The following is a 21,113-nucleotide window of genomic DNA, read 5'->3' as shown; positions in this document are numbered from 1 at the left end:
ACACGGCTGAAGCTTTTCGGCCCTCGGCCTTCCCCCTGCTTGGTGACCGGTTGTCCAAGCCTGGCACGCCGGGCACCCGGGGCGCAGCGTTTTCACGATGGCTGCGGAAAAGCCGGATGGAGCAGCGCAGCGGTCGGGGCACCGGCCCGGTCCGGACAGGCTGCGGCGCCGATGCGGGGCGCGCCGGGCGGCTGTGGCACACCGCTGCGGCCGAGGCGGCCGGACCGGGGCGAGGGCCGCGGCGGCGCGGAGGGCGGTCCCCACCGGCACCGCCGACCCGGCGAACCCACACGGTCGGATCACCAGCGGGTTTCCACCCTCCGGTGTCGGTGCGCTTTTCGAGCCGGGTGCCGCAGCGGAGATGGGAAGAACCCAGGGTCGGTGCCCGTGAAGCTCAGGACTGCGGTCCGCAGTCCTGGGCCCGGAGTGCCCCACGGTGCCTTCACGACCCACATAGGCCCTGGGTGCGCGGTAGTCGTCTACGGCCTGCTGCGGTGACACCGTCGGCCATGCCACCAGACCGCCCCGCCTCCGGGCTCACTCCGGAGCATGCTGGAGGAGGACGGGACGGAATACGGCGGAAGCGGTGGCAGCGACCGAGGCGACCAAAGACACTCGTCGCCGTGTCCGACAATTCACTGCTTATCGCCGGTCTCACCGGCGTCACGGCCAACTGGCCGGCTCACTGGCCAGTTGGCTCACCAGCAGAGGCCATGCCCGCGCCGCACGCATCCAGGCCGACACCGTCACGGCCGCCCAGCGCAGCGGGTGGTGCCCCGGTAGGCCGCCAGCTCCGGGAAGAGCGCTTCCACATCGAGCGGGCGCGGCGGTGTGGTTCTCGACATGTGCGCGAATCCTAGGCGGTCGTGGAAGGAGCGATCGCGCTGCTGGACTGGTTCGGTCGCCTGCGCGCCCGCCAGGAGGTCCACTACGACATCCACGAAGCCTTTCTTCCTTTCGGATGCGCGCTCATCTGCCGGCGTCGCCTGAGCGCACTGCCGAGCGAGTGCGGTCAGGGCCTTTCCTCTGGATCAAGGCGGGACGAGGGATGACGGCCGTTCCCGGGTGACATCCTGGAGCGATGCAATCCGGAACCGGCAGCGCCGAGAACGGCCTGCGGCATCTACTCAACGAGTGGGGTCCGATCGGCGTCGCCGACGCGGTGCAGGACGAGTACGACTGCATGCACCGGCCCACAGTCCCAGGACCTCCCGTCGGCCCTCGACCGTGACGGCCAGCGCCACGTGGACTGGCCGGTTGACGACCGCGCCGCCGCGGATCCTGACGTGGATGGCGTCGATGAAGACCACCGGGTGGACCGCGTTCAGGGATCGGCTCTGCCATTCGGCCATGCCGCCGAGGATCTTGTCGGTGATGGTGGAGACCTCGGTGCCGTAGACCTCGACCAGGTGGGTCTGGCTCTTGCGGGTGATCGGGCTCTTCTCGGACAGGGAGATCACCGTCTCTCCCCCGTAAACGGGAGGTACCCCCACCACGCCGGTCAGGCACTTCTGCCGCTTCTTGACGATCTTTGGACCGAAGGTTTCCTCCCGGTCGCGGAGCACGGCTGTCTCCACCGGGCGACATCGGTCAGCACGGTCTTGGCGCGGGTGCCGTTGTGGCTGTTGCCGCCGTTCTCCCGGCCGGGTCGCGCTTGTCGTAGCCGAGGTGATCGGTGATCTTGCCCTCCAGCAGCCGGTCCTCACCGGTCAGCCACAGATTCTCGGCTGGGGCCCGGGACGCCGGTTCGTCGACCAGCCGGTCGTCCACGGCTTTGGCTGGCTGCGGCTCACCCGGCTCGAGAGCGTCGGGCTCGGTCACGTTCTCACGGGTCATCGGTGCATCTTCCTTGGTCGGTAGCTGCACGAACGTCTTACAGCCCCAAACCGTGGGTATCACGCTTCGGCCGCCACCGGCCCCACCGCTCGGCCAGTCTTGTCGCCGAGTGGGTGGAGGGTGTGGTTCCGGGGTGGGGTTTCAGGCCATGTGTGGGGCAGGGGCCGCGAAGGTGATCAGGGGCGGCCGGTGTGAGCGGTCGTATTGCCGCTGCTGGTCCGGTCGCGGGTGCCATTGAAGACTGTCCGGTTCTGGCCCCCATGGACATCGACCTTGCGGGCACAGGTGTGCGATTCGTGAAACTGCTGTGACAGCGTGTGCGTGCCGCGGCGGCGGGGGGCCGCTGGGCGACTTCTTTCCAAGGGGGGAAAGATGCTGCACACGCGTGCCTGGGGCACGCCGAATCGGCGTGCCCGCAGACCGCTCGGACCGGTCAGAACCTTCCTGGTCACGGCGGCCGCCGCGTTAGCGGTCACCGCGACGGCGGTCCCGGCCACCGCCGCGCCGGGGGAGGAGAGGCCGAAGTCGGCCTCCTCCGCATGGGGCCGGGACGGCAAACCCGAAGCCCCGCCGGTGAAGGCGGGGAAGAACCGGCCGCCGAAGTCGGTCCGCTCCGCGAAGCCGGCCGAGGAGGAACGGGCCTGGGCCAAGACCCAGGAGACCCGCCGCTCCGGTGGTCAGGACATCCAGAACAGCGAGGTGGCCCCACTGCGGTGGGTGCCGGAGGGCCAGGGCGAGGTGCCCTGGCACGAGATCTCCGATCTGCGCCTGACCGACTCCCTGGTGGCGCGGATCAACTACTCCAACGGCAACCTGATGCTGGTCGCCACCGACTTCGACATCGCGGGCGTGGGCCAGAACCTTCAACTCACCCGTACCTACAACTCCTTCGGCCCGCCCTACGGCCAACTGCCCTACCGGTGGTGGGCCGGCTACGAGCGCCGGCTGGACGAGTTCACCAACACGATGGTCGTCTACGACGACACCGCCGGCACCATCCGCTTCGACAAGAACGACGACGGCACCTTCTCCACCCCGGACGGCTACTCGCTGGACTTCCGGAAGAACGGCGACGGCACCCACACCCTCACCGACCGCGAGAGCGGGTCGAAGGACCACTTCTCCGCCGCCGGTGAGCTGACGAAGGTGGTCGACCGCAACGGCGGCACGATCACCGTCGACCACCACGAGACGGCCGACGGCCGGAATGCCGGCTTCAAGCTGACCGAGACCCGTTCCGGCCGGTGGATCGACCTGGTCGAGGCCGACGCCACCCTGTGGCGCGCGGCGGACTCGGCCGGACGCACGGTGGAGTACCACCTGAACACCGCGGGCCACCTGGTCCGCACGGTCGACACCGAAGGCCGGGCCACGGCGTTCGGCTACGACGCCGACGGCCGGATCAGCAAGGTCACCACCCCCGAGGGGCGGAGAGTGTCCTTCACCTACGACGCCCAGGACCGGGTCACCTCGCTGACCCGCGGCGGCCCCGGCGGCCCGACCTGGACCTACGCGTACTCGGGGGAGTACCCCTCCGACGCGGGCACCACGACGGTGACCGACCCCGACGGGGACGAGACCGTCTACCACCACAACGGCGACGGCGAGGTCACCAAGGTCACCGACCCGCTGGGCCATGAGCGGTCCCGCTCCTACGACGCCCACATGGTCGTCTCGGCCACCGACGCGATGGGCACGGGCACCGAGCCGGGCAACACCACCGCCTACGGCTGGGACGCCCGCAACAACCCCACCTCCGCCAAGCTGCCCACCGGGGCCACGGCGTCGCTGACCGGCTACCAGACCATCGCCGGCACCGACCTGCCCGGCACCCTCACCACCTTCGACGGCAACGAGACCGACTACACCTACGACAACGCGGGCAACACCCTCTCCGTGGCGGTCACCGGGGAGGCGGGCGGCACCCGGGAGTTCACCTACCAGGGCGGCGGCACCGACTGCGGCGGCTTCGAGGGCCAGCGCTGCACCGCCACCGACCAGCGCGGCAAGACCACCCACTTCACCTACGACGCCCAGGGCAACCTGACCAAGGCCGCCCCGCCCGCACCGATGGGCGCCACCACCTACCGCCACGACTCCCTCGGCCGCCCGGTCCAGGTCACCGACGGACGCGGCCGGACCCTGCACTACACCTACGACGACCGCGACCGCGTGGTGGAGGTCGACGACGGGGTCTACGACACCGTCGCCTTCACCTACGACGGCGACGGCAACCGCACCGCCCGCACCGATGCCACCGGCACCACCACCTGGTCCTACGACGCCCTGGGGCGGGAGACGATCCGCACTCTGCCCGACGGCTCGACCACGGTGCTGTCCTACACCGCCGACGGCAACGTCGACACCTACACCGACCCCACCGGGACCGTGGACTACACCTGGGACGCCGTAGGCCGCCTGACCGAACTCACCGACCCGGCCGGGGAGAAGACCACCTACACGCACAACAACAACGGCGAGCGCACCAAGACCGTCTACCCCGGCGGCACCACACAGTCGGTAGAGCTGGACGGCTCCGGCCGTCCCACCCGCATCACCGCCACCTCCGGCGAGAAGACCCTCGTCGACCTGTCCTACTCCTACATCTACGGCCTCCCCGCCGCCCTGGACGACTGGGAGAGGGTCACCGACATCAACAAGATCACCTCCCGCACCGACCACGTGGCGGGCAAGAAGATCACCTACCGCTACGACTCCGCCGCCCGCCTCCACTACGCCCAGGAGACCCGCAACGGCGAGCGCACTGCCTCCTGGCTGTACTGCTTCGACCCGGCCGGGAACCTGACGGCCCAGTCCGGCCAGTCCTCCACCTGTCCGGCCGGAAACCGCTTCGCCTACAACGACGCCTCCCAGATCACCGCCCGCAACGGCGACTCCTCGGGCTGGTCCCACGACAAGGCCGGCCACGAGACCTCGGCGGTGGCCGCTTCCACCGCCGTCCGCACCAAGGAGCAGTGGAACGCCTTCTCCCAGCTGAAGCTGCTGACCGTCAACGGCACCCAGTACGACGCCGAGTACGCCGGCACCACAGGCGCCGAGCGCACCCGGCTCGGCGCCACCACCTTCCACCACGGGCCTCTGGGCCTGGCCGCCCAGACCACCGCGGGCAAGGACAGCGGATTCGTCCGCGAACCGTCGGGCACCCTCAACTCCATGAGGACCGGGGGGAAGAGCTACTACTACCTCACCGACGCGCTCGGCTCGGTCATGGGACTGGTCGACGCCGACGGCCAGCGCACCCACACCTATGACTACGGGCCCACCGGCCTGCCCCGCACCACCCCGACCGAGACGGTGCCCCAGCCCTACCGCTTCACCGGCACCTACCTCGACCCGACGGGGCTGTACAAGATGGGCGCCCGCTACTACGACCCCCACCTGGGCCGCTTCACCCAGCCCGACCCCAGCGGGCAGGAGACCAACCCCTACCTCTACGCGAGTGGCGACCCCATCAACCACATCGACCCCACCGGACTGTTGTCCTGGAACAGCGTGTGGAGCACCGTAAAGAAATGGGGAGGGAAGGCATCCGGAGGAATCGGTGTCGGTTGCTACGCCTACCGAGCATGGAATGACACAGAAGATTCATGGAATGACGAGCTCGGAGACCTGAATCAATGCTTCAATCCTTTCAGTAGCTACTCGGAGTAAGAGGAAGGCGATGCCGGAAACCGGAAAGAAAATAAATGCACTGGCCGCGCTCGTTGTGCTTGCGCTGGTCATAGCACTTGCGCTGAACCTTGCCGATGCGGTTTGGGATCTTTCTGGGCCAGCGTGGAGCACGCTCCGGAAAACATCGGGAGCGGTGTTCGGCATCCTCCTCGTCACGTACCTGATCCGAAGAGGAGTTCGAAAGGAAAAGATTAGACGTCACTGAAAAACCTATGGCTTTCCAAGCCGCTTGGCCTCCTCAGCATTTCCTGCCGAGGAGGCCGAGCGGCTTCCCCTACGGAGGTTTACACGGGTTTCCGTGACGGCTGATCGGAGGCTGAAAGCCTTATGGGACGCCCGCGGCCTCGAGTCGCTTTCTATGCGACTACGGGCCCACCGGCCTGCCCCGCACCACCCCGACCGAGACGGTGCCCCAGCCCTACCGCTTCACCGGCACCTACCTCGACCCGACGGGGCTGTACAAGATGGGCGCCCGCTACTACGACCCCCACCTGGGCCGCTTCACCCAGCCCGACCCCTCGGGCCATGAGACCAACCCCTACCTCTACGCCACCGGCGACCCCGTCAACCGCACCGACCCCACCGGACTGTTCAGTATCGGAGACACGCTGGGAATCAGTGACTGGGCCAACCTGATCCACGCCGCAGCCACTGGAGACGACGGGACCTTCCAGGCTGTCGGTACAGGGATCCTGACTTTCGCGGGTGTAGAAGCTCTTTGTCTGACGGCGGCTGGACTTGGTGCCGTTCCCACACTGGGCGCTTCTGTCGGCGCAGGATTTACCGGCTGTACCGTGTTGGCCGCCGGCTTGGGAGGGGCGGCAGCGGCAGGTACCAAGGCAACGCAGTAGTGACCTGATGACCGGCGAAGCAACGCTGTAAGCAGAGATAGGGGTGGGGTGGCCTTCTACGCCATCCCACCCCCTAAAATGCGTCGAAATGTAATGGAGTAAACATGTCGACATTGGTTGCAAAAATTGGAATATGCGTATCACTCATCTGTGCTGTCGGGCTGGTTCTGATAGGAAGCTTCCCGATTTCTCGTGCATCGATCGTTCCTTATTCCGTTGCCATTCTTCTTGTTGTGGGAAATGTTCTCCTGATTTCTAATTACCGGAATCGTCGGTGAATATCAGATGCGCGAGGGTAGGTCATGTTCGTTCCGGTTCATATTCTGAGCGAGCGAGATCAGTGGGTGGTCCTCCTGGCTTTTCTTGTCTGCTTGGCGTTACTTCTTGTAATTGCCAGGAGGAAATAGTGCAGCAGACCTGCGCTCGGCTCGGTCATGGGCCTGGTCGACGCGAGCGGTGAGCGCACCCACACCTACGACTACGGGCCCACCGGCCTGCCCCGCACCACCCCGACCGAGTCGTTGCCCCAGTCCTACCGCTTCACCGGCATCTACTTCGACCCGACGGGCCTGTACAAGATGGGGGCGCGCTACTACGACCCCCACCTGGGCCGCTTCACCCAGCCCGACCCCTCCGGCCAGGAGACCAACCCCTACCTCTACGCCGCCGGCGACCCCGTCAACCGGATTGATCCCGCCGGGCTGTACTCGATCGACGACTTCAAGTCCGACGTCGGGTTCGTCGGCTCGACTGCGACAATCGGCGGAGTCATAGGTGGCGGCGTCGGTTCCGTGGTCCCGGGAGTCGGCACTGGCGTAGGTACCGTTGTGGGCGGTGTTGCAGGAGTCTACTTCGGGGTTGGCGTCCTCGTCGGTGAAGCTCTTGGGAGCTAGCCGCACTCCGAGACGACCCCGACTCAGCTGACAGAGGTTCCGGGACGGCAGCAGCACCGTCCCGGAACTGAACCACTCCATAAGGAGAAGGAATTGGATAAGCGCCAGCCAATCTTACTGCTCATAGCGATTTCTGCGTTTGGCATAGCCGGGCTGACCATTGGACTGATGGGTTTCTCGCGGACAACGGCGCTTATCGCTTTCGCTATAATCGCTGCTCCTGTGCTCTACTTTATCCTCAGTCGTTCACAACAAAGCAGACAGGAGCCGTAGCCGCCAGCCTCCTGCGCCGCGGTGATGAGCCTACAACCGATCATTCCAGAGTGATCTTGGTGAAGGGCTTGGCGGTGGGCCGGATCGACGGCAGAATTCTGCGGGTTTCGGATGATCTTATGCCTGATGGCCTGTGGGACCGGTAGCGCGTGGCCCCGCTGCTCCCCCGTCCGCCACGTCGTCACCGGTATCCGGGACGGTTGCCAGTGGATGACCGGGCCACCCTGCGCGGGATCGTCTATGCACTGCGCACGGGTGTGAGCTGGCGGACGTTCCCACGGAACAGGTCGGCTGCGGGACCGGACCGAGTTCGGCCCATGGCCGTAGCTGCACCAGGTCCTGCTGGCCGAGCTGTGCGAGGAAGGGCTGCTGGACATGGACGACGCAGCGGTTGACAGCTCACGTGTCCGAGCCCTCAAAAAGGTGGGCACATAGGACCTTTTTCGGCCGACCTGGGGAGGGTGGGCAGCAAGATCACCTCATTGCTGACCGGCACGGGCCACCGCTCGCCGTCTCGATGACTGGCGGAAACCGGCACGACGTCACTCACCCAGCCAGTTCCCCTGCTCAACGCAATACCGCGCATCTGCAGCACGCACGGATGTCCTCGTCGGCGGCTCAGGCGCCTGTTCGCCGACTGTGGCTACGACACCTACCGCCGCCTCCTGCAGGCCCAGGGCATCACACCCAAGGCCGCTCGCAAAGACACCGCCCACGAGCCCGGCCTGGGAAAGACCCGACGGGTCGTCGAGCGCACCTTCGCCTGGCTTCACCGGTTCAAGCGGCCGCGAACCTGCTACGAAACAGGCACCGACCTTCACCTTGGCCTGCTCCAACTCGCTTGTGGCCTCATCTGCTCGCGACGACTCCGAACCTCATTCTGAAGCGACCAGTAAGAACACCCAGATGCCACCTTCACCGAGGGTGCCGCAGCCACCGTTCCATCATCTGGATCGAGCAGGGCACAGGCGGCGCTCCGGTCCGGCGGCTGGTTCGGCATGGCCTGCCGCACGCTCAAGCGGTTCGCCGGGTTGCGCGAACGGGTCCCTGCCTGCCTGAGCCGACCGGCCGGGCCCCGGCTATTTGAGCAGCCGAAAGCCGGGCTGCTGGGCCCACGTCTTGAGGAACTCCGCCGAGCCGTACACGGTGGGCCACGGCTCGGGCACCGTCGCGATGACGCCCGGAAGGCTGGCCACGATCGGCATCTGGTCCTCCCTGAGCTCGGCGTTGGTGACGCCGTCGATCACGTCCATGACGGCGGCGGTCAGCAGGGCCGTGACGACGTGGTCGACCGGGCTGTCGCAGAAGGCGACGACATCGACGGCGTGGGCCGGGGTGAAGCCGATGAGGTGCTTCTGACCGGCTTCACCGGCGTGCTCGGCCTCGAAGACCGACTCGTCGTCGATACCGGCTCCCATGACGGAGACCAGGACGGGCCGCCGCCCGTCGACGCCCCCGGTATCCGGGATGCCGAGACTCTCCGCATGAATGTTCAGGTCGTACTCGCCGACCCGTCGCTCCTCGAACCGTGCCGAGGAGCGGACCAGGAGGTCACGCAGTCGCCGCATCGCCGCGCGGGGCATGGCTGCGCCGGCTCGATCACCAGAACCGGTCCGCTCACAGGCCGGGACCGTCCTCCTCGGCTGTCACTGCATTCTGCACAGTCCTTCGCCGGTGGGTTTCCGGGTGAGCCAGCGGAGGCGGTGCCCGTGAGCGGCCGGGAGGTGCCGCCTCCCGGCCGCCGGACGGTACGGCCGAGGCCTCTCACCGCAGGAGGTCGAAGACGACCGCGGCCGCCAACCCACCGAGAACGGCTCCGGCCACCGTCTGGGCCGGGGTGTGGTCGCACAGCGCTACCCGGGACTGCAGTCCGCACGACCTGCGGCACACGTGGGCCACCGTGACCCCGAGCAGCGGTGCTCCCCTCCACGAGGTGTCGCGGTGAAGGGGCGCCGGCCTGTCAGGGTCACGGCGGACCGGTGCCCCTCCACCGCCGACGGCAGCGAGCGCTGCCGGCAGGTGCTCGGGGCCGTCTTCGACGGCGCCGAATCAGCGGATGCCGAGCGCGCGTAGCGCGCGGTGCTGACTCGGTGCTGGCTTGGCCGGGAAGAGGAGGTAGCAGATGCCTCCCGTACCGCTCCTGACCCGGCCGTTCGCGTCGTAGCGCTTCGTCCTCAGCCAGATGTTCTCGAACTGACGGCGCTTGTAGACGCGGCGGACGGCCTCGTTGCTGTCGCTGGCCGGGTCGTTGGCGATGACGTCGCCGTCCCCGGTGAAGCCGATGACGGTCATCAGGTGGCCGGAGGTGCCGTAGCCGGCCCCGTCGAGTTCGGACGCCATGAAGGACTGGGACGTGATCAGCGGGATGCCCGCGCGGACCAGGCGCTCGGCGTCGGTGAGGGAGTCCAGGCGTGTGACGATGCCCTGCATGTCGCGGTAGGTGGCGGCGTAGGCGGTGTTGAACGGCCAGTTGCCGCACCCGGAGTACTGGTAGTCGTAGGTGAAGCGGGCGGCGTGGCAGACCTGGGGGTCCTCGTAGTCGGGGTTGACCCAGGCGAGGTCCTCGGCGCTGGGCCCGCGCCCCCAGTACTCGATGATCATCTGCGAGGAGGTGGGGCTGCACCAGGCCTCGCCGCCGTTGTCGTACTCGGGGTACTGGCCGATGTGGGTGTTCTGCGAGTAGCGCGGGACATCCAGTTCGATGCCGGCCGCCACGCCCGGTGCGGTGGCCGGGACCTCGAAGCGGTCGGGGACGTCGGATCCCATGGCGCCCAGCCGCCAGACGACCGGGGTGGCGTCGGTGCCGGGGGCGCGGTGGAGGGTGGTGCGCAGCCGGTAGGCGGCCAGGCGCAGGCCGGTGCCGGTGTCGTCGATGGCGAAGGTGTCGGTCCAGATGCTGGACCTGCCGTCGCCCTGGTCGTCCACCGAGGTGCGGCGGACGTCCTCGTCGCCGGAGGCCCAGATCCCCAGGGTGTACCAGGGGGTGTCGGTGCCGTCGGTGTAGGTGCCGCGCATCTCGACCCGGATCCAGGTGCCGGCCGGGGTGTGGGCGTTCCAGGAGGCGACGAGTTCGCTCGCGGGGACCGGCAGGCGGTGGACGGGCGAGGTCCAGGTGGAGTACTCCCAGCCGGCGGTGCGGCCGGTGTGCGGGTCGGTGTAGTCGGTGGTGCCGGCGGGTGCGGCGATCGAGATGCCGGGGCGCGGCCCGGCCGTCGCCCGGATGCCCCGCCCGGTGCCGGAGCGCCAGTCGGTGGCGGAGGTCCAGGCGTGGTAGTCCACGGTGGTCCCTCCTGCCCGGGGGCGGGCTCTCCGGAAGGCGGCGGGGGCGGCGAGCGGGGCGGCGGCGGCCGGGGGGACGGCGGCCGCGGCCGCGGCGGTGGCGAGGGCGGCGGCGAGGACGGTGCGGCGGGTGGCCGGTGTGCTGTCGGTCATGGCGGTGGGTACCCCGGTCCTTCCGTGAGTCGGTGCGCGTGGCGGCCCGCGTGCGGATGCGGCGGATGCGGTACGGCGGAGGCACCGTGAGTTGTCCTCATCTTGCCTCCGGGGGGTCACCTCGGCCAGTGCTCGCGTCCATCGGGCGTCCGGAATCATTGGTCTCGGCCTCTGCCGGTCCGGGCGGCCGGGGCGTCCCGGTGCACCGCAGCGCGGCCGGCGCGACGGCGGGCACCGCCGCCGTCGCCCGTCTGCGCCGTACCGGCGGTCCGCGGCAGGCGCGTGATGCGGTCCCCGGCAGCACCCTGCCAAGCGGGTGCCGGGCCGGGCGGCCGTACGCTGGAGCGGTGCTTCCCCGTTCCTCCGGCGGCTCCCCGGCCCCTTCCCCGGGTGGTTCCCGCCGCGTCTCCCCCGGCGGGGCCGGCCGCGGGGCCGGGCCCGCCGGTCTCGCGGGGCTCGCCCGGCTGCTGCGCGGGCTGCCGCCGTCGTGCGGTCCGGTGCGGCTGGTGGCGGTCGACGGGCACGCCGGGTCGGGCAAGAGCACGCTGGCCGGGCGGCTGGCGCGGGAGCTCGGCGGTGCGCCGGTGCTCCACCTGGACGACCTGGCCGACCACGACACCCTCTTCGGCTGGTCCGGGCGCGTCCTGGACCAGGTGGTCGCCCCCTTCTCGCGCGGCGGGCCCGCTCGCCACCGGGTCTACGACTGGGAGCGGCGGAGGTTCGGCGAAGCGCGCACGCTGCCGCCCGCGCCGGTGGTGCTGGTGGAAGGGGTGGGCGCGGGTCGTCGCGCCCTGCGCCCCCATCTGGCGCACCTGCTGTGGATGGACGTGCCCCGCGAGGAGGCCTGGGCGCGCGGGCGGCTCCGGGACGGCCCCGGGCTCGCGGGCTTCTGGGACGGCTGGGAGCGCGCGGAGGAGCGGCACTTCGCGGCCGATCCCTCCCGCCCGTACTGCGACCGCCTGGTGCGCCCGTGCCCCGGGGGGTACAGGGTGCTGTCCGGGCCGGGTGGCGGCGGTCCCGACTCCGCGCCCGTGCACGCTCGGTGACGGGTGGTCGGCTGTGCGCCCCCGCCGCTCGCCGGGTGGCGCGTTCCCGTTCGCCCGGCTTGACCGCCCCCCGCTCCTGGTTCTACGTTCTCCCTGAACGTCCTTACTGGTCGTTCGCCACACGAAGCCCCCGGTTGTTCCCCCGTGACCGGGGGCTTCGTTCCGCCGGGGCACCCCGGCGCGCGTTCACCCTCCGTCACACAACGGCTCCTTCGCAGCGCCGCTCCGCGCTCCCCGCCTCCTTCCGGGCCCCTCCGGCCTGCCCCGACGCCGTCTACGGCCGGGGGAGTCGCGCGGGTACCATGCCAAGAGCCGTGGGCTGCCCGGGACTTGACAAGGTGCCCGTGGCAACTCGCGTCCGCAGCAAGGCCGTTGGGAACCGCCACCGCCGCCGGGTGACCGCCCGGCACAGACCTCCGGGGGACGTTTCGTGGGTGACGTGATCGACTACGGCACGCAGGACACCCGGGGTCCGCACGCCCCCGCAGACCTCGCCTGGCTGCGCGGCGTGGACGCGTACACCGTGGGCGGTTACGCGCACGCCGAGGAGGAGTTCCGGGCCGCCGTGCGGCTCGACCCGGGCATGGCCGACGCCTGGCTGGGCCTGCACGCCCTGCGCGTCGACACCGCCACGGCCCTGCTGCGCATGCACGAGCACCGCCACCGCTTCGGCGAGCAGCGCGCCCGCCACGGCCGTCCGCTGAACTCCTGGTACTGGCTGGGCTGGTGGGTGCAGCCGGTGCTGGAGACCGAGCGCGACCTGCTGCTGGCGCACGCCTCGCACTGGCTGGACGGCCGCCACGTCGCCGAGCTGGACCGGGCCCTGGCCGAGTGCCCGCCGGTGGAGACCGATCCGCAGGTGCGGTTCCTGCACGCCTGCCGCGCCTACCTCGCCAAGGACTGGGAGCTGCTGGTGCGGCACACCGATCCGCTGGTGGACGATCCGCTGCTGGGCATCGAGGCGAGCCTGTTCGCGGGCATGGCGCGGGTGCGGCTGGAGATGTACGGGCAGGCGGAGCCGCTGCTGGCCGCGGCCCTGATGCGCTGCCGCAGCGAGCAGCCGCAGCGCAAGGAGCTGCGCTACTGGCTGGCGCGGGCCCGGGAGGGCACCGGGCGCAGCGCGGCGGCGCTGCCGCTGTACCGGGCGGTGCACCGGCTGGACCCGGCCTTCATGGACACCTCCGCCCGGCTCACCGCCATCGCCGAGGGCGACGGGCTGGACGCCGCTCCACCGGAGATGTCCGCCCCCGTCACGGTGGCCGACGCCGGCACGGAGGCCGGCCCGGTGGCCCCCGGCGGCCCGTCCTTCGGCCCGGACCCGACCGTCGGGGACCTGCTCTCCGCCGGCTCACCGCCGCCGCGGGGCGCCGGGCCCGCGCCGGTGGAGGCGGACGGTCCGCGGCGGCGGGCGGCGGGCGGCCGGGAGGCGGGGGGCTTCCCCTCCGGGCCGTCCGATCCGGAGCTGCTGGCCGAGGCGATGGGGCAGCTGGAGCGGATGGTCGGCCTGGAGCCGGTCAAGCGGCAGGTGCGGGCGCTGTCGGCGCAGCTGCACATGGCGCGGCTCCGCGCCGAGCAGGGGCTGCCCGTCCAGCCGCCCAAGCGGCACTTCGTCTTCTCCGGGCCCTCGGGGACGGGGAAGACGACCGTGGCGCGGATCCTGGGGAAGGTCTTCTGCGCGCTGGGGCTGCTGGGCGGGGAGCACCTGGTGGAGGCCCAGCGGGCCGACCTGGTGGGCGAGTACCTGGGCCAGACGGCGGTGAAGGCGAACGAGCTGATCGACTCGGCGCTGGGCGGGGTGCTGTTCGTGGACGAGGCGTACAGCCTCTCCAACTCCGGTTACGCCAAGGGCGACGCCTACGGTGACGAGGCGCTCCAGGTGCTGCTCAAGCGGGCCGAGGACAACCGGGACCGCCTGGTGGTGATCCTGGCCGGCTACCCGGAGGGCATGGACCGGCTGCTGGCCGCCAACCCGGGGCTGGGCTCCCGCTTCACCACCCGGGTGGACTTCCCCAGCTACCGGCCGCTGGAGCTGACGGCCATCGGCGAGGTGCTGGCGGCCGAGAACGACGACGTGTGGGACGAGGAGGCCCTGGAGGAGCTGCGCAGCATCAGCGGGCACGTGGTGGACCAGGGCTGGGTGGACGAGCTGGGCAACGGGCGCTTCCTGCGCACGCTGTACGAGAAGTCCTGCGCCTACCGCGACCTGCGGCTGTCGGCCTACCCGGGCACGCCGTCCCGCGAGGAGCTGGCGACGCTGCGGCTGCCGGACCTGATGCAGGCGTACGGGGAGGTGCTGTCCGGCCGCGGCGGCCCCGCCGGCCCGCGGCGCGAGCCACCGGTCCAGCCCTGACGCGTCCGCCCGCGGCACCGCGTCCGGCGGCACCGCGGGCGGACGGGGCGGAACCGGTCAGCCGTCCCGCGGTCCCGTCCCGTACCGCTCGACCAGTGCGCGCAGCTCCTTGGCGTCCCGGATGGCCTGCCGGCGGGCGATGCCGGGCTGGATGCCCATGGCGGGCAGGTTGGTGCCGTCGGACAGGTCCAGGATGACCCAGGGGTCACCGGTGCGGAGGTTCACCTTGATGACCTCCGCCCACTCCAGCCGGCGGGTGGTGGTGAGGTTGACGACCGTGACGCCGTCGGTGTCGGCGACCACCTTCGGCCTGGCGAGCAGCGCCAGGACGCCCAGGAAGAGCAGGCCGGTGACGACGAAGCTGGCCCGCTCCCCCGCCCCGAGGCCCTCCAGCAGCATCGCGATGGCCGTCAGGGTGACCAGTATCGCGGCGCCGACCGCCAGCAGGACGATCCGGGTGCGGGTGGGCCGGAAGGTCACCGGCAGGCTGCGGCCGGGCTCCGTGCCGGGCTGGGGGGTGGGGGCGGACACGGGCGTCGTCGTCCTCCGGTGGCTCGTCTCGGGGCGCCGGGGTGCCGGCGCGGTACGGCGGTCCGGCGGGCGCGGCGCGGCGCCCGCCGGCTCCGGATCACAGCCGGCAGGCGTGGATTCCGGTGGTGAGGATCGCGCGGGCGCCCAGCTCGTACAGGTCGTCCATGATCCGCTGGGCGTCCCTGGCGGGGACCATGGAGCGCACCGCGACCCAGCCCTCGTGGTGCAGCGGCGAGATGGTGGGCGACTCCAGACCCGGGGTGAGGGCCACGGCCTGCTCGACCTTCTCCGCGCGGATGTCGTAGTCCATCATCACGTAGCGGCGGGCCACCAGGACGCCCTGCATGCGGCGGAGGAACTGCCGCACCTTGGGGTCGTCCTCGGGGGCGCCGGTGCGCCGGATGACGACGGCCTCGGACTCCAGGATCGGCTCGCCGATGATCTCCAGTCCGGCGTTGCGCAGCGTGGTGCCGGTCTCGACGACGTCGGCGATGATCTCGGCGACACCGAGCTGGATGGCCGTCTCCACCGCTCCGTCGAGGCGGACGACGGAGGCGTCGACGCCGTTGTCGGCCAGGTGCTTGGCGACCAGGCCGGGGAAGGAGGTGGCGATGGTCATGCCGCCGAAGTCGCCCACGTCGCGGGCCGTGCCGGGGCGGGTGGCGTAGCGGAAGGTGGAGGCGGCGAAGCCGAGCCGGAGGATCTCCTCGGCCGCCGCGCCGGAGTCCAGCAGCAGGTCGCGGCCGGTGATGCCGATGTCCAGCTTCCCCGAGCCCACGTAGACGGCGATGTCGCGCGGGCGCAGGAAGAAGAACTCGACCTCGTTGTCGCTGTCGACCAGGACCAGTTCGCGGCGGTCCTTGCGCTGCCGGTAGCCCGCCTCATGGAGCATCGCCGACGCAGGCTCGGACAGTGAACCCTTGTTGGGGACGGCGATGCGCAGCATGGGGTGGTCTCTTCCTTCGTGTCGTCGCGGGACCGGCGGGGCCGGCCCGCCGTGTGGTGGGGTGCCCGCGCGCCGGGGCGCGCCGGCCGTGCTCTGCGGGTGGTGCCTACAGGTGAGCGTATACGTCGTCGAGGCTGATGCCGCGGGCGACCATCATCACCTGGAGGTGGTACAGCAGCTGGGAGATCTCCTCGGCGGTGCGTTCGGCTCCCTCGTGCTCGGCGGCCATCCACACCTCCGCGGCCTCCTCGACCACCTTCTTGCCGATGGTGTGGACGCCGGCGGCCACCAGTTCGGCGGTGCGGGAGGTGGCGGGGTCGCCGGTGGCGGCCTTCTGCTGGAGCTCGCCGAAGAGCTCCTCGAATGTCTTGTTCGCCATGGTGCCCCCTACCCTACGCCGCCCGCCTCCCCGCTCAGCGCCAGGGCTCGGAGACCGTGCGCAGGATCGTGGCGGTGGCCACGGCGGCCGTCACCGCCTCGTGCCCCTTGTCCTCGCTGGAGCCCTCCAGCCCGGCCCGGTCCAGGGCCTGCTCCTCGGTGTCGCAGGTCAGCACGCCGAAGCCGACGGGCACCCCGGTCTCGACGGAGACCTGGGTGAGGCCCTGGGTGACGCCCTGGCAGACGTAGTCGAAGTGCGGGGTGCCGCCGCGGACGACGACGCCGAGCGCGACGATCGCGTCGTAGCCGCGGGCCGCCAGGACCTTGGCGGCGACGGGGAGTTCGAAGCTGCCGGGGACGCGCAGCACGGTGGGCTCGTGGATGCCCAGCTCGCCCAGGGCGCGCAGCGCGCCGTCCAGGAGGCCGTTCATCACCTTCTCGTGCCATTGCGCGGCGATCACGGCCACGCGCAGGTCGCCGCAGTTCTTGACGGTCAGTTCGGGGGCGCCCTTGCCGCTCACGTTGCTCCTCGTGCGATGTGGGTGCGGTCGGTTCGAAATGGTGCGGTCGGTTCCGTCTGGTGCGGGGTGGTGCGGGACCGGGCGGGGCGGCCGCCCCGGCCGGTCACTGGCTGCGGCAGGCGGAGACGGGTCCGCCGTCCAGCCAGGGCAGGTCGTGCCCCATGCGGTCCCGCTTGGTGCGCAGGTAGCGCAGGTTGTGCTCGCCGGCCTGGACGGGCACGGGCTCCCGCCCGGTGACGCGCAGTCCGTGGCGGGTGAGGGCCTCGGTCTTCCCGGGGTTGTTGGTCATCAGCCGCAGGGAGCGCACGCCGAGGTCGGTGAGCACCTGTGCGGCGGCGGCGTAGTCGCGGGCGTCGGCGGGCAGGCCGAGCTCCAGGTTGGCGTCGAGGGTGTCGCGTCCCCGCTCCTGGAGCTGGTAGGCGCGGAGCTTGGACAGCAGGCCGATGCCGCGCCCCTCGTGGCCGCGCAGGTAGAGCACCACGCCGCGGCCCTCCTCGGCCACCCGGCGCAGGGAGTCCTCCAGCTGGGGCCCGCAGTCGCAGCGCAGCGAACCGAAGACGTCCCCGGTCAGGCACTCGGAGTGCACCCGGACCAGGACGTCCTCACCGCCGGAGACGTCTCCGGCGACGAGGGCGACGTGCTCCACGCCGTCGGCGGCGGAGCGGTAGCCGTAGGCGCGGAAGTCGCCGTGCGCGGTGGGCAGGGCGGTGGTGGCCTCGCGGCGGACGGCGGGCTCCGCGGGGGCCGCGGGCGCGCCGGAGCGGCGGTGGGCGATCAGGTCCTCGATGGAGATGATCGACAGTCCGTGCTTGCGGGCGAAGGGCACCAGCTCGGGCAGGCGCAGCATGGCGCCGTCCTCGCCCGCGATCTCCACGATGGCGGCGGCGGGGCGCAGGCCGGCCAGCCGGGCCAGGTCGACGCCGGCCTCGGTGTGCCCGGGGCGCTCCAGGACGCCGCCGGGCCGGGCCCGCAGCGGGAAGACGTGGCCGGGGCGGACGAAGTCGCCGGCCGCGGAGGCGGGGTCGGCGAGCATGCGGATGGTGGTGGCCCGGTCGGCGGCGGAGATGCCGGTGGTCACGCCGTGCTCGGCGGAGGCGTCCACGGAGACGGTGAAGGCGGTGCCCATCGACTCGGTGTTGTTCCGGACCATCTGCGGCAGGTCCAGCCGGTCGAGTTCGCCGGCCTCCATGGGAGCGCAGATCAGGCCCCGGCACTCGCTCATCATGAAGGCGACGGTCTCGGGGGTGATCAGTTCGGCGGCGACGACGAGGTCGCCCTCGTTCTCGCGGTCCTCGTTGTCGACGACCACCACCGGGCGGCCGGCGGCGATGTCGGCGATCGCGCGCTCGACCGGGTCGAGGACCGGGGCGCCGCCGGGAGCGGCGGCGTCGGCGTCGGCTCCGTACGGGTTCCAGGTGTGCAGCACGGTCATGCCGCGGCTCCTTCCGTGGTGGCGGGGGCGTCCGCCGCCTTGGCGCGGGAGCGCAGCCACCAGTCGCGCAGGCCCCACAGGACGAGGACGAAGTAGACGATGTAGACCAGGCCGGAGAAGACGAGCCCGCTGCCGAAGGCGAGGGGGACGCCGACCAGGTCCACCAGCAGCCAGGCGAACCAGAACTCCACCAGGCCGCGGGCCTGGGCGACCATCGCGGTCAGGGTGCCGACGAAGATGTAGGCGTCCGGCCAGGGGTTCCACGACAGGGCGGGGTAGAGGGTGAACAGGCCGCCGACGGCGAGGGTGCCGATGACGGTGCCCGCCAGCAGCCCGCCGCGTTCGCGCCAGGTGGCGAACCGCACGGCGATCCTGCCGTCGCCGGACTCCCCGGCCGGTCCGGCCTCCGCCTCGCCGGGGGCGCTGCCGCGCCGCCACTGGCGCCAGCCCCACACGGCGACGCCGATGACGAGCAGCTGCTTGCCGACGCCGCCGGAGAGCTGGGCGGAGGCGTAGGCGGCGACCAGGATGAGGCCGGCCAGGAACTGGGCGGGCCAGGTCCACACCGACCGGCGCCAGCCGAGGGCGAGGGCGACCAGCCCCATGACGTTGCCGACCATGTCGGACCACTTCACGGGCTGGCCGAAGGCCTCGAAGGCGGTGCCGTTGAGGGTGGAGTCGATCCACGCGAGGGCGCTCACCGCAGGGCTCCGGCGATGTCGGCGGGGAGGGCGGGGGCGGCGGGGGCGCGGTGGCCCAGCAGCCGCTCGACGTACTTGGCCAGGACGTCGACCTCCAGGTTGACCGGGTCGCCGACGCCCTTGACGCCCAGGGTGGTCAGCTCCAGGGTGGTGGGGATGAGGCTGACGGTGAAGTCCTCCTCGCCCGCCTCGACGACGGTGAGGCTGACGCCGTCCACCGTGATCGAGCCCTTCTCCACGATGTAGCGGGCGAGTCCGTCCGGTACCGAGATCCGCACGACCTCCCAGTGCTCGCCGGGGATGCGCTCGGTGATGGTGCCGGTGCCGTCCACGTGCCCCTGGACGAGGTGGCCGCCCAGCCGTCCGCCCAGCGCCACGGGCCGCTCCAGGTTGACGCGGTCGCCGGGGGCGAGGGCGCCGAGGCTGGAGCGCCTGAGGGTCTCGGCCATGACGTCGGCGGTGAACTCGCCGCCGGCGGTCTCCACGACGGTCAGGCAGACCCCGTTGACGGCGATCGAGTCGCCGTGCTGCGCGCCGTCGGTGACCAGCGGGCCGCGCAGGCGGAAGCGGGCGGCGTCCGCCGACTCCTCGACGGCGACGACCTCGCCCAGTTCTTCGACGATTCCGGTGAACACTCAGGACTCCTTGGGCTCGGGTGCGGAGGCGGCGGGTGCGGACCCGGCGGGCGGGACGGGTGGAGCGGGCAGGGGTACGGCGTCGATGCGCAGGTCGGGTCCGATCCGCTCGACGCCGGCGACCGTCAGGCGCAACGCCCCGGCGACGGTGGTGATTCCGGCCTCGGCGAGAGCGGCGGGCCCGGCGCCCAGCAGGGCCGGGGCGAGGTAGGCGGTGACGCGGTCGACGGCGCGGGCGGCGACGAAGGCCCCCGCCAGGGTGGCGCCGCCCTCCAGCAGCACCGACCGCACACCGCGGGCGTGGAGGGCGGCGAGCAGGGCGGCGACGTCCAGACCGCGGCCGCCGGCGGCGCGCGGCAGCGGCAGCACCTCGGCCCGCCCGCCGAGGTGGGCGGTGGCGGTCTCCGGCAAGTCGTCGGCGACGGCTATCAGGGTGGGCGCGGCGCCGTCCAGGACGCGGGCGCCGGGCTTGACGGCGGTCGCCTCGGTGTCGGCGACGACGCGCAGCGGCTGGACGGCGCCGGGTACGCCGCGGACGGCGAGGTGGGGGTCGTCGGCGCGGGCGGTGCCGGAGCCGACCAGGACGGCGTCGGCCTCGGCCCGCAGCCGGTGGACGTCCGCGCGGGCGGGGGAGGAGGTGATCCAGCGGCTGGTGCCGTCGGCGGCGGCCGTGCGGCCGTCGAGGGTGGCGGCGTACTTCCAGCGCACGTACGGGCGGCCGAGCCGCACCGAGGTCAGCCATGCGGCGTTGACCTCGGCCGCCTCCTCCTCCAGCAGGCCGCCCTCGACGTCGATCCCGGCGGCGGCGAGGGTGTCCGCGCCGCCGCGCGCGTCGGGGGTCGGGTCGGCGACGGCGTAGACGACCCGGGCGATCCCGGCGTCGATCAGGGCCCGGCTGCACGGCCCGGTGCGCCCGGTGTGGTCGCAGGGCTCCAGGGTGACGACGGCGGTTCCGCCGCGGGCCGCCTCGCCGGCCCCGGCCAGGGCGTGGACCTCGGCGTGGGGGCCGCCGGCGCGCCGGTGCCAGCCCTCTCCGGCGATCCGGCCGGAGGCGTCGAGCACGACGCAGCCGACGACGGGGTTGGGGCTGGTGGAGCCGAGACCGCGGGCGGCGAGGGCGACGGCGCGGCGCATGGCGTCACGTTCGCGCTCCCGCACGGCGGGCGCTGCGGTTTCGGGGGCCACCGGGTCCTCCTGCCTCTTCACGGCACGGACTCCGGGGCGGTACGGAACAACCGGACGGGCGCGGTACGGGGGCGGAACGCCAGATGCCGGACGGCACCCGCACGCCCGGTACGGGCGTGCGATGGTCCGCCGACGGCGGCGTACCGGCCGGCTCGCGGCCCGCCGCGCACTGCCTCCCATCCGGACTTTGACCGTCGGTCCAGGAATTTCACCTGGTCAACCGGCCGCTGGCTGCGGCCGGGTCGCGGACTGTAACCGCCGGTTCGGAGTTTCACCGACCCCGGAGTGCGCTTGACGTTGGTACGGCACCAGTGTGCCACGGCCCGGGGTGGTGGCACCCTCGAGTCCCTGTGGGCTGGCTCACAGGACCCCTCCCCGCCGGGGCCGCGCCCGCCGCCCCGGGCGCCGGC

The 21,113-nt window shown here is 71.6% G+C and carries 16 protein-coding genes, 2 pseudogenes and 1 riboswitch; of the genes and pseudogenes, 7 read left to right on the top strand and 11 right to left on the bottom strand.

What is annotated here, in order from left to right:
* Positions 1 to 1,187: 1,187 nt before the first annotated feature.
* Positions 1,188 to 1,836 (bottom strand): annotated as a pseudogene (locus ACFSJS_RS27995) (transposase); the annotation flags it as partial.
* Positions 1,837 to 2,409: 573 nt separating this feature from the next.
* On the opposite strand from ACFSJS_RS27995, the gene ACFSJS_RS06405 reads away from it, so the two are divergent.
* The 5 genes and pseudogenes from ACFSJS_RS06405 (at position 2,410) to ACFSJS_RS06385 (ending at position 8,430) form a co-directional block, all read left to right on the top strand.
* On the top strand, positions 2,410 to 5,508 hold the full coding sequence (locus ACFSJS_RS06405; protein WP_380897694.1) for an RHS repeat-associated core domain-containing protein: 3,099 nt from the start codon (positions 2,410 to 2,412) through the stop codon (positions 5,506 to 5,508).
* A gap of 10 nt (positions 5,509 to 5,518) precedes the next feature.
* Positions 5,519 to 5,734: a hypothetical protein gene (locus ACFSJS_RS06400; protein ID WP_380897692.1), complete on the top strand. Its 216-nt coding sequence runs from the start codon at positions 5,519 to 5,521 to the stop codon at positions 5,732 to 5,734.
* Positions 5,735 to 5,936: 202 nt separating this feature from the next.
* The gene (locus ACFSJS_RS06395; protein ID WP_380897690.1) at positions 5,937 to 6,380 is read left to right on the top strand and encodes an RHS repeat-associated core domain-containing protein; all 444 of its coding nucleotides are present in this window, start codon (positions 5,937 to 5,939) and stop codon (positions 6,378 to 6,380) included.
* A 434-nt stretch (positions 6,381 to 6,814) separates the two neighbouring features.
* Entirely contained in the window at positions 6,815 to 7,273 is a 459-nt protein-coding gene (locus tag ACFSJS_RS06390; RefSeq protein ID WP_380897689.1) for an RHS repeat-associated core domain-containing protein, read from the top strand.
* Between the two features lie 422 nt (positions 7,274 to 7,695).
* Positions 7,696 to 8,430 (top strand): annotated as a pseudogene (locus tag ACFSJS_RS06385) (IS5 family transposase).
* 195 nt (positions 8,431 to 8,625) lie between these two features.
* Here the strand turns inward: ACFSJS_RS06385 and ACFSJS_RS06380 are convergent.
* Both ACFSJS_RS06380 and ACFSJS_RS06375 read right to left on the bottom strand, forming a co-directional pair.
* On the bottom strand, positions 8,626 to 9,129 hold the full coding sequence (locus tag ACFSJS_RS06380; protein WP_380897686.1) for a DUF6368 family protein: 504 nt from the start codon (positions 9,127 to 9,129) through the stop codon (positions 8,626 to 8,628).
* Positions 9,130 to 9,595: 466 nt separating this feature from the next.
* Positions 9,596 to 10,978, bottom strand: coding sequence for a peptidase C39 family protein (locus ACFSJS_RS06375; protein ID WP_380897684.1), 1,383 nt, complete (start codon positions 10,976 to 10,978; stop codon positions 9,596 to 9,598).
* Between the two features lie 464 nt (positions 10,979 to 11,442).
* Here ACFSJS_RS06375 and ACFSJS_RS06370 point away from each other — a divergent pair, with 464 nt between their 5' ends.
* Positions 11,443 to 12,024, top strand: a complete 582-nt coding sequence (locus tag ACFSJS_RS06370; protein ID WP_380898314.1) for a uridine kinase family protein — start codon at positions 11,443 to 11,445, stop codon at positions 12,022 to 12,024.
* Positions 12,025 to 12,454: 430 nt separating this feature from the next.
* A complete protein-coding gene (locus ACFSJS_RS06365; protein ID WP_380897682.1) occupies positions 12,455 to 14,374 on the top strand; it encodes an AAA family ATPase in 1,920 nt (639 codons plus the stop codon).
* A gap of 57 nt (positions 14,375 to 14,431) precedes the next feature.
* Here ACFSJS_RS06365 and ACFSJS_RS06360 read toward each other — a convergent pair whose 3' ends face one another.
* The 8 genes from ACFSJS_RS06360 to ribD form a co-directional block, all read right to left on the bottom strand.
* Positions 14,432 to 14,905 (bottom strand): PH domain-containing protein, encoded by a 474-nt coding sequence (locus ACFSJS_RS06360; RefSeq protein ID WP_380897680.1) that lies wholly within the window; start codon positions 14,903 to 14,905, stop codon positions 14,432 to 14,434.
* Between the two features lie 97 nt (positions 14,906 to 15,002).
* A complete protein-coding gene (gene hisG / locus ACFSJS_RS06355) occupies positions 15,003 to 15,851 on the bottom strand; it encodes an ATP phosphoribosyltransferase (RefSeq protein ID WP_380897678.1) in 849 nt (282 codons plus the stop codon).
* A 106-nt stretch (positions 15,852 to 15,957) separates the two neighbouring features.
* Positions 15,958 to 16,230 (bottom strand): phosphoribosyl-ATP diphosphatase, encoded by a 273-nt coding sequence (locus ACFSJS_RS06350; RefSeq protein WP_380897677.1) that lies wholly within the window; start codon positions 16,228 to 16,230, stop codon positions 15,958 to 15,960.
* 34 nt (positions 16,231 to 16,264) lie between these two features.
* A complete protein-coding gene (gene ribH / locus ACFSJS_RS06345; RefSeq protein ID WP_380897675.1) occupies positions 16,265 to 16,750 on the bottom strand; it encodes a 6,7-dimethyl-8-ribityllumazine synthase in 486 nt (161 codons plus the stop codon).
* A gap of 103 nt (positions 16,751 to 16,853) precedes the next feature.
* Positions 16,854 to 18,182: a bifunctional 3,4-dihydroxy-2-butanone-4-phosphate synthase/GTP cyclohydrolase II gene (locus ACFSJS_RS06340; protein WP_380897673.1), complete on the bottom strand. Its 1,329-nt coding sequence runs from the start codon at positions 18,180 to 18,182 to the stop codon at positions 16,854 to 16,856.
* Complete coding sequence (locus ACFSJS_RS06335; RefSeq protein ID WP_380897671.1) at positions 18,179 to 18,883, bottom strand: nicotinamide mononucleotide transporter family protein; 705 nt, start codon at positions 18,881 to 18,883, stop codon at positions 18,179 to 18,181. The genes ACFSJS_RS06340 and ACFSJS_RS06335 overlap by 4 nt, the downstream gene beginning before the upstream one ends.
* Positions 18,880 to 19,518 (bottom strand): riboflavin synthase, encoded by a 639-nt coding sequence (locus ACFSJS_RS06330; protein WP_380897669.1) that lies wholly within the window; start codon positions 19,516 to 19,518, stop codon positions 18,880 to 18,882. Before ACFSJS_RS06330 ends, ACFSJS_RS06335 begins: the two co-directional genes overlap by 4 nt.
* A complete protein-coding gene (ribD, locus tag ACFSJS_RS06325; RefSeq protein ID WP_380898312.1) occupies positions 19,519 to 20,652 on the bottom strand; it encodes a bifunctional diaminohydroxyphosphoribosylaminopyrimidine deaminase/5-amino-6-(5-phosphoribosylamino)uracil reductase RibD in 1,134 nt (377 codons plus the stop codon). It abuts the gene before it with no gap.
* A gap of 213 nt (positions 20,653 to 20,865) precedes the next feature.
* Positions 20,866 to 20,996, bottom strand: a riboswitch (FMN riboswitch).
* Positions 20,997 to 21,113: the final 117 nt, after the last annotated feature.

Origin of the sequence: Streptomyces desertarenae (genome assembly GCF_042681365.1) — a bacterium.
Classification (GTDB): Bacteria; Actinomycetota; Actinomycetes; order Streptomycetales; family Streptomycetaceae; genus Streptomyces; species Streptomyces desertarenae.
Note: the sequence above shows the minus strand (reverse complement) of the source record. Positions and strands in the feature narration are given on the sequence as shown.

What these genes read in the sequence shown, in the direction of transcription:
- ACFSJS_RS06400 (WP_380897692.1), top strand. Translation starts at nt 5,519, where the DNA reads ATGCCGGAAACCGGAAAGAAAATAAATGCACTGGCCGCGCTCGTTGTG.
- ACFSJS_RS06390 (WP_380897689.1), top strand. Translation starts at nt 6,815, where the DNA reads ATGGGCCTGGTCGACGCGAGCGGTGAGCGCACCCACACCTACGACTAC.
- ACFSJS_RS06380 (WP_380897686.1), bottom strand. Translation starts at nt 9,129, where the DNA reads ATGCCCCGCGCGGCGATGCGGCGACTGCGTGACCTCCTGGTCCGCTCC.
- ACFSJS_RS06375 (WP_380897684.1), bottom strand. Translation starts at nt 10,978, where the DNA reads ATGACCGACAGCACACCGGCCACCCGCCGCACCGTCCTCGCCGCCGCC.
- hisG (WP_380897678.1), bottom strand. Translation starts at nt 15,851, where the DNA reads ATGCTGCGCATCGCCGTCCCCAACAAGGGTTCACTGTCCGAGCCTGCG.
- ACFSJS_RS06350 (WP_380897677.1), bottom strand. Translation starts at nt 16,230, where the DNA reads ATGGCGAACAAGACATTCGAGGAGCTCTTCGGCGAGCTCCAGCAGAAG.
- ACFSJS_RS06340 (WP_380897673.1), bottom strand. Translation starts at nt 18,182, where the DNA reads ATGACCGTGCTGCACACCTGGAACCCGTACGGAGCCGACGCCGACGCC.
- ribD (WP_380898312.1), bottom strand. Translation starts at nt 20,652, where the DNA reads ATGCGCCGCGCCGTCGCCCTCGCCGCCCGCGGTCTCGGCTCCACCAGC.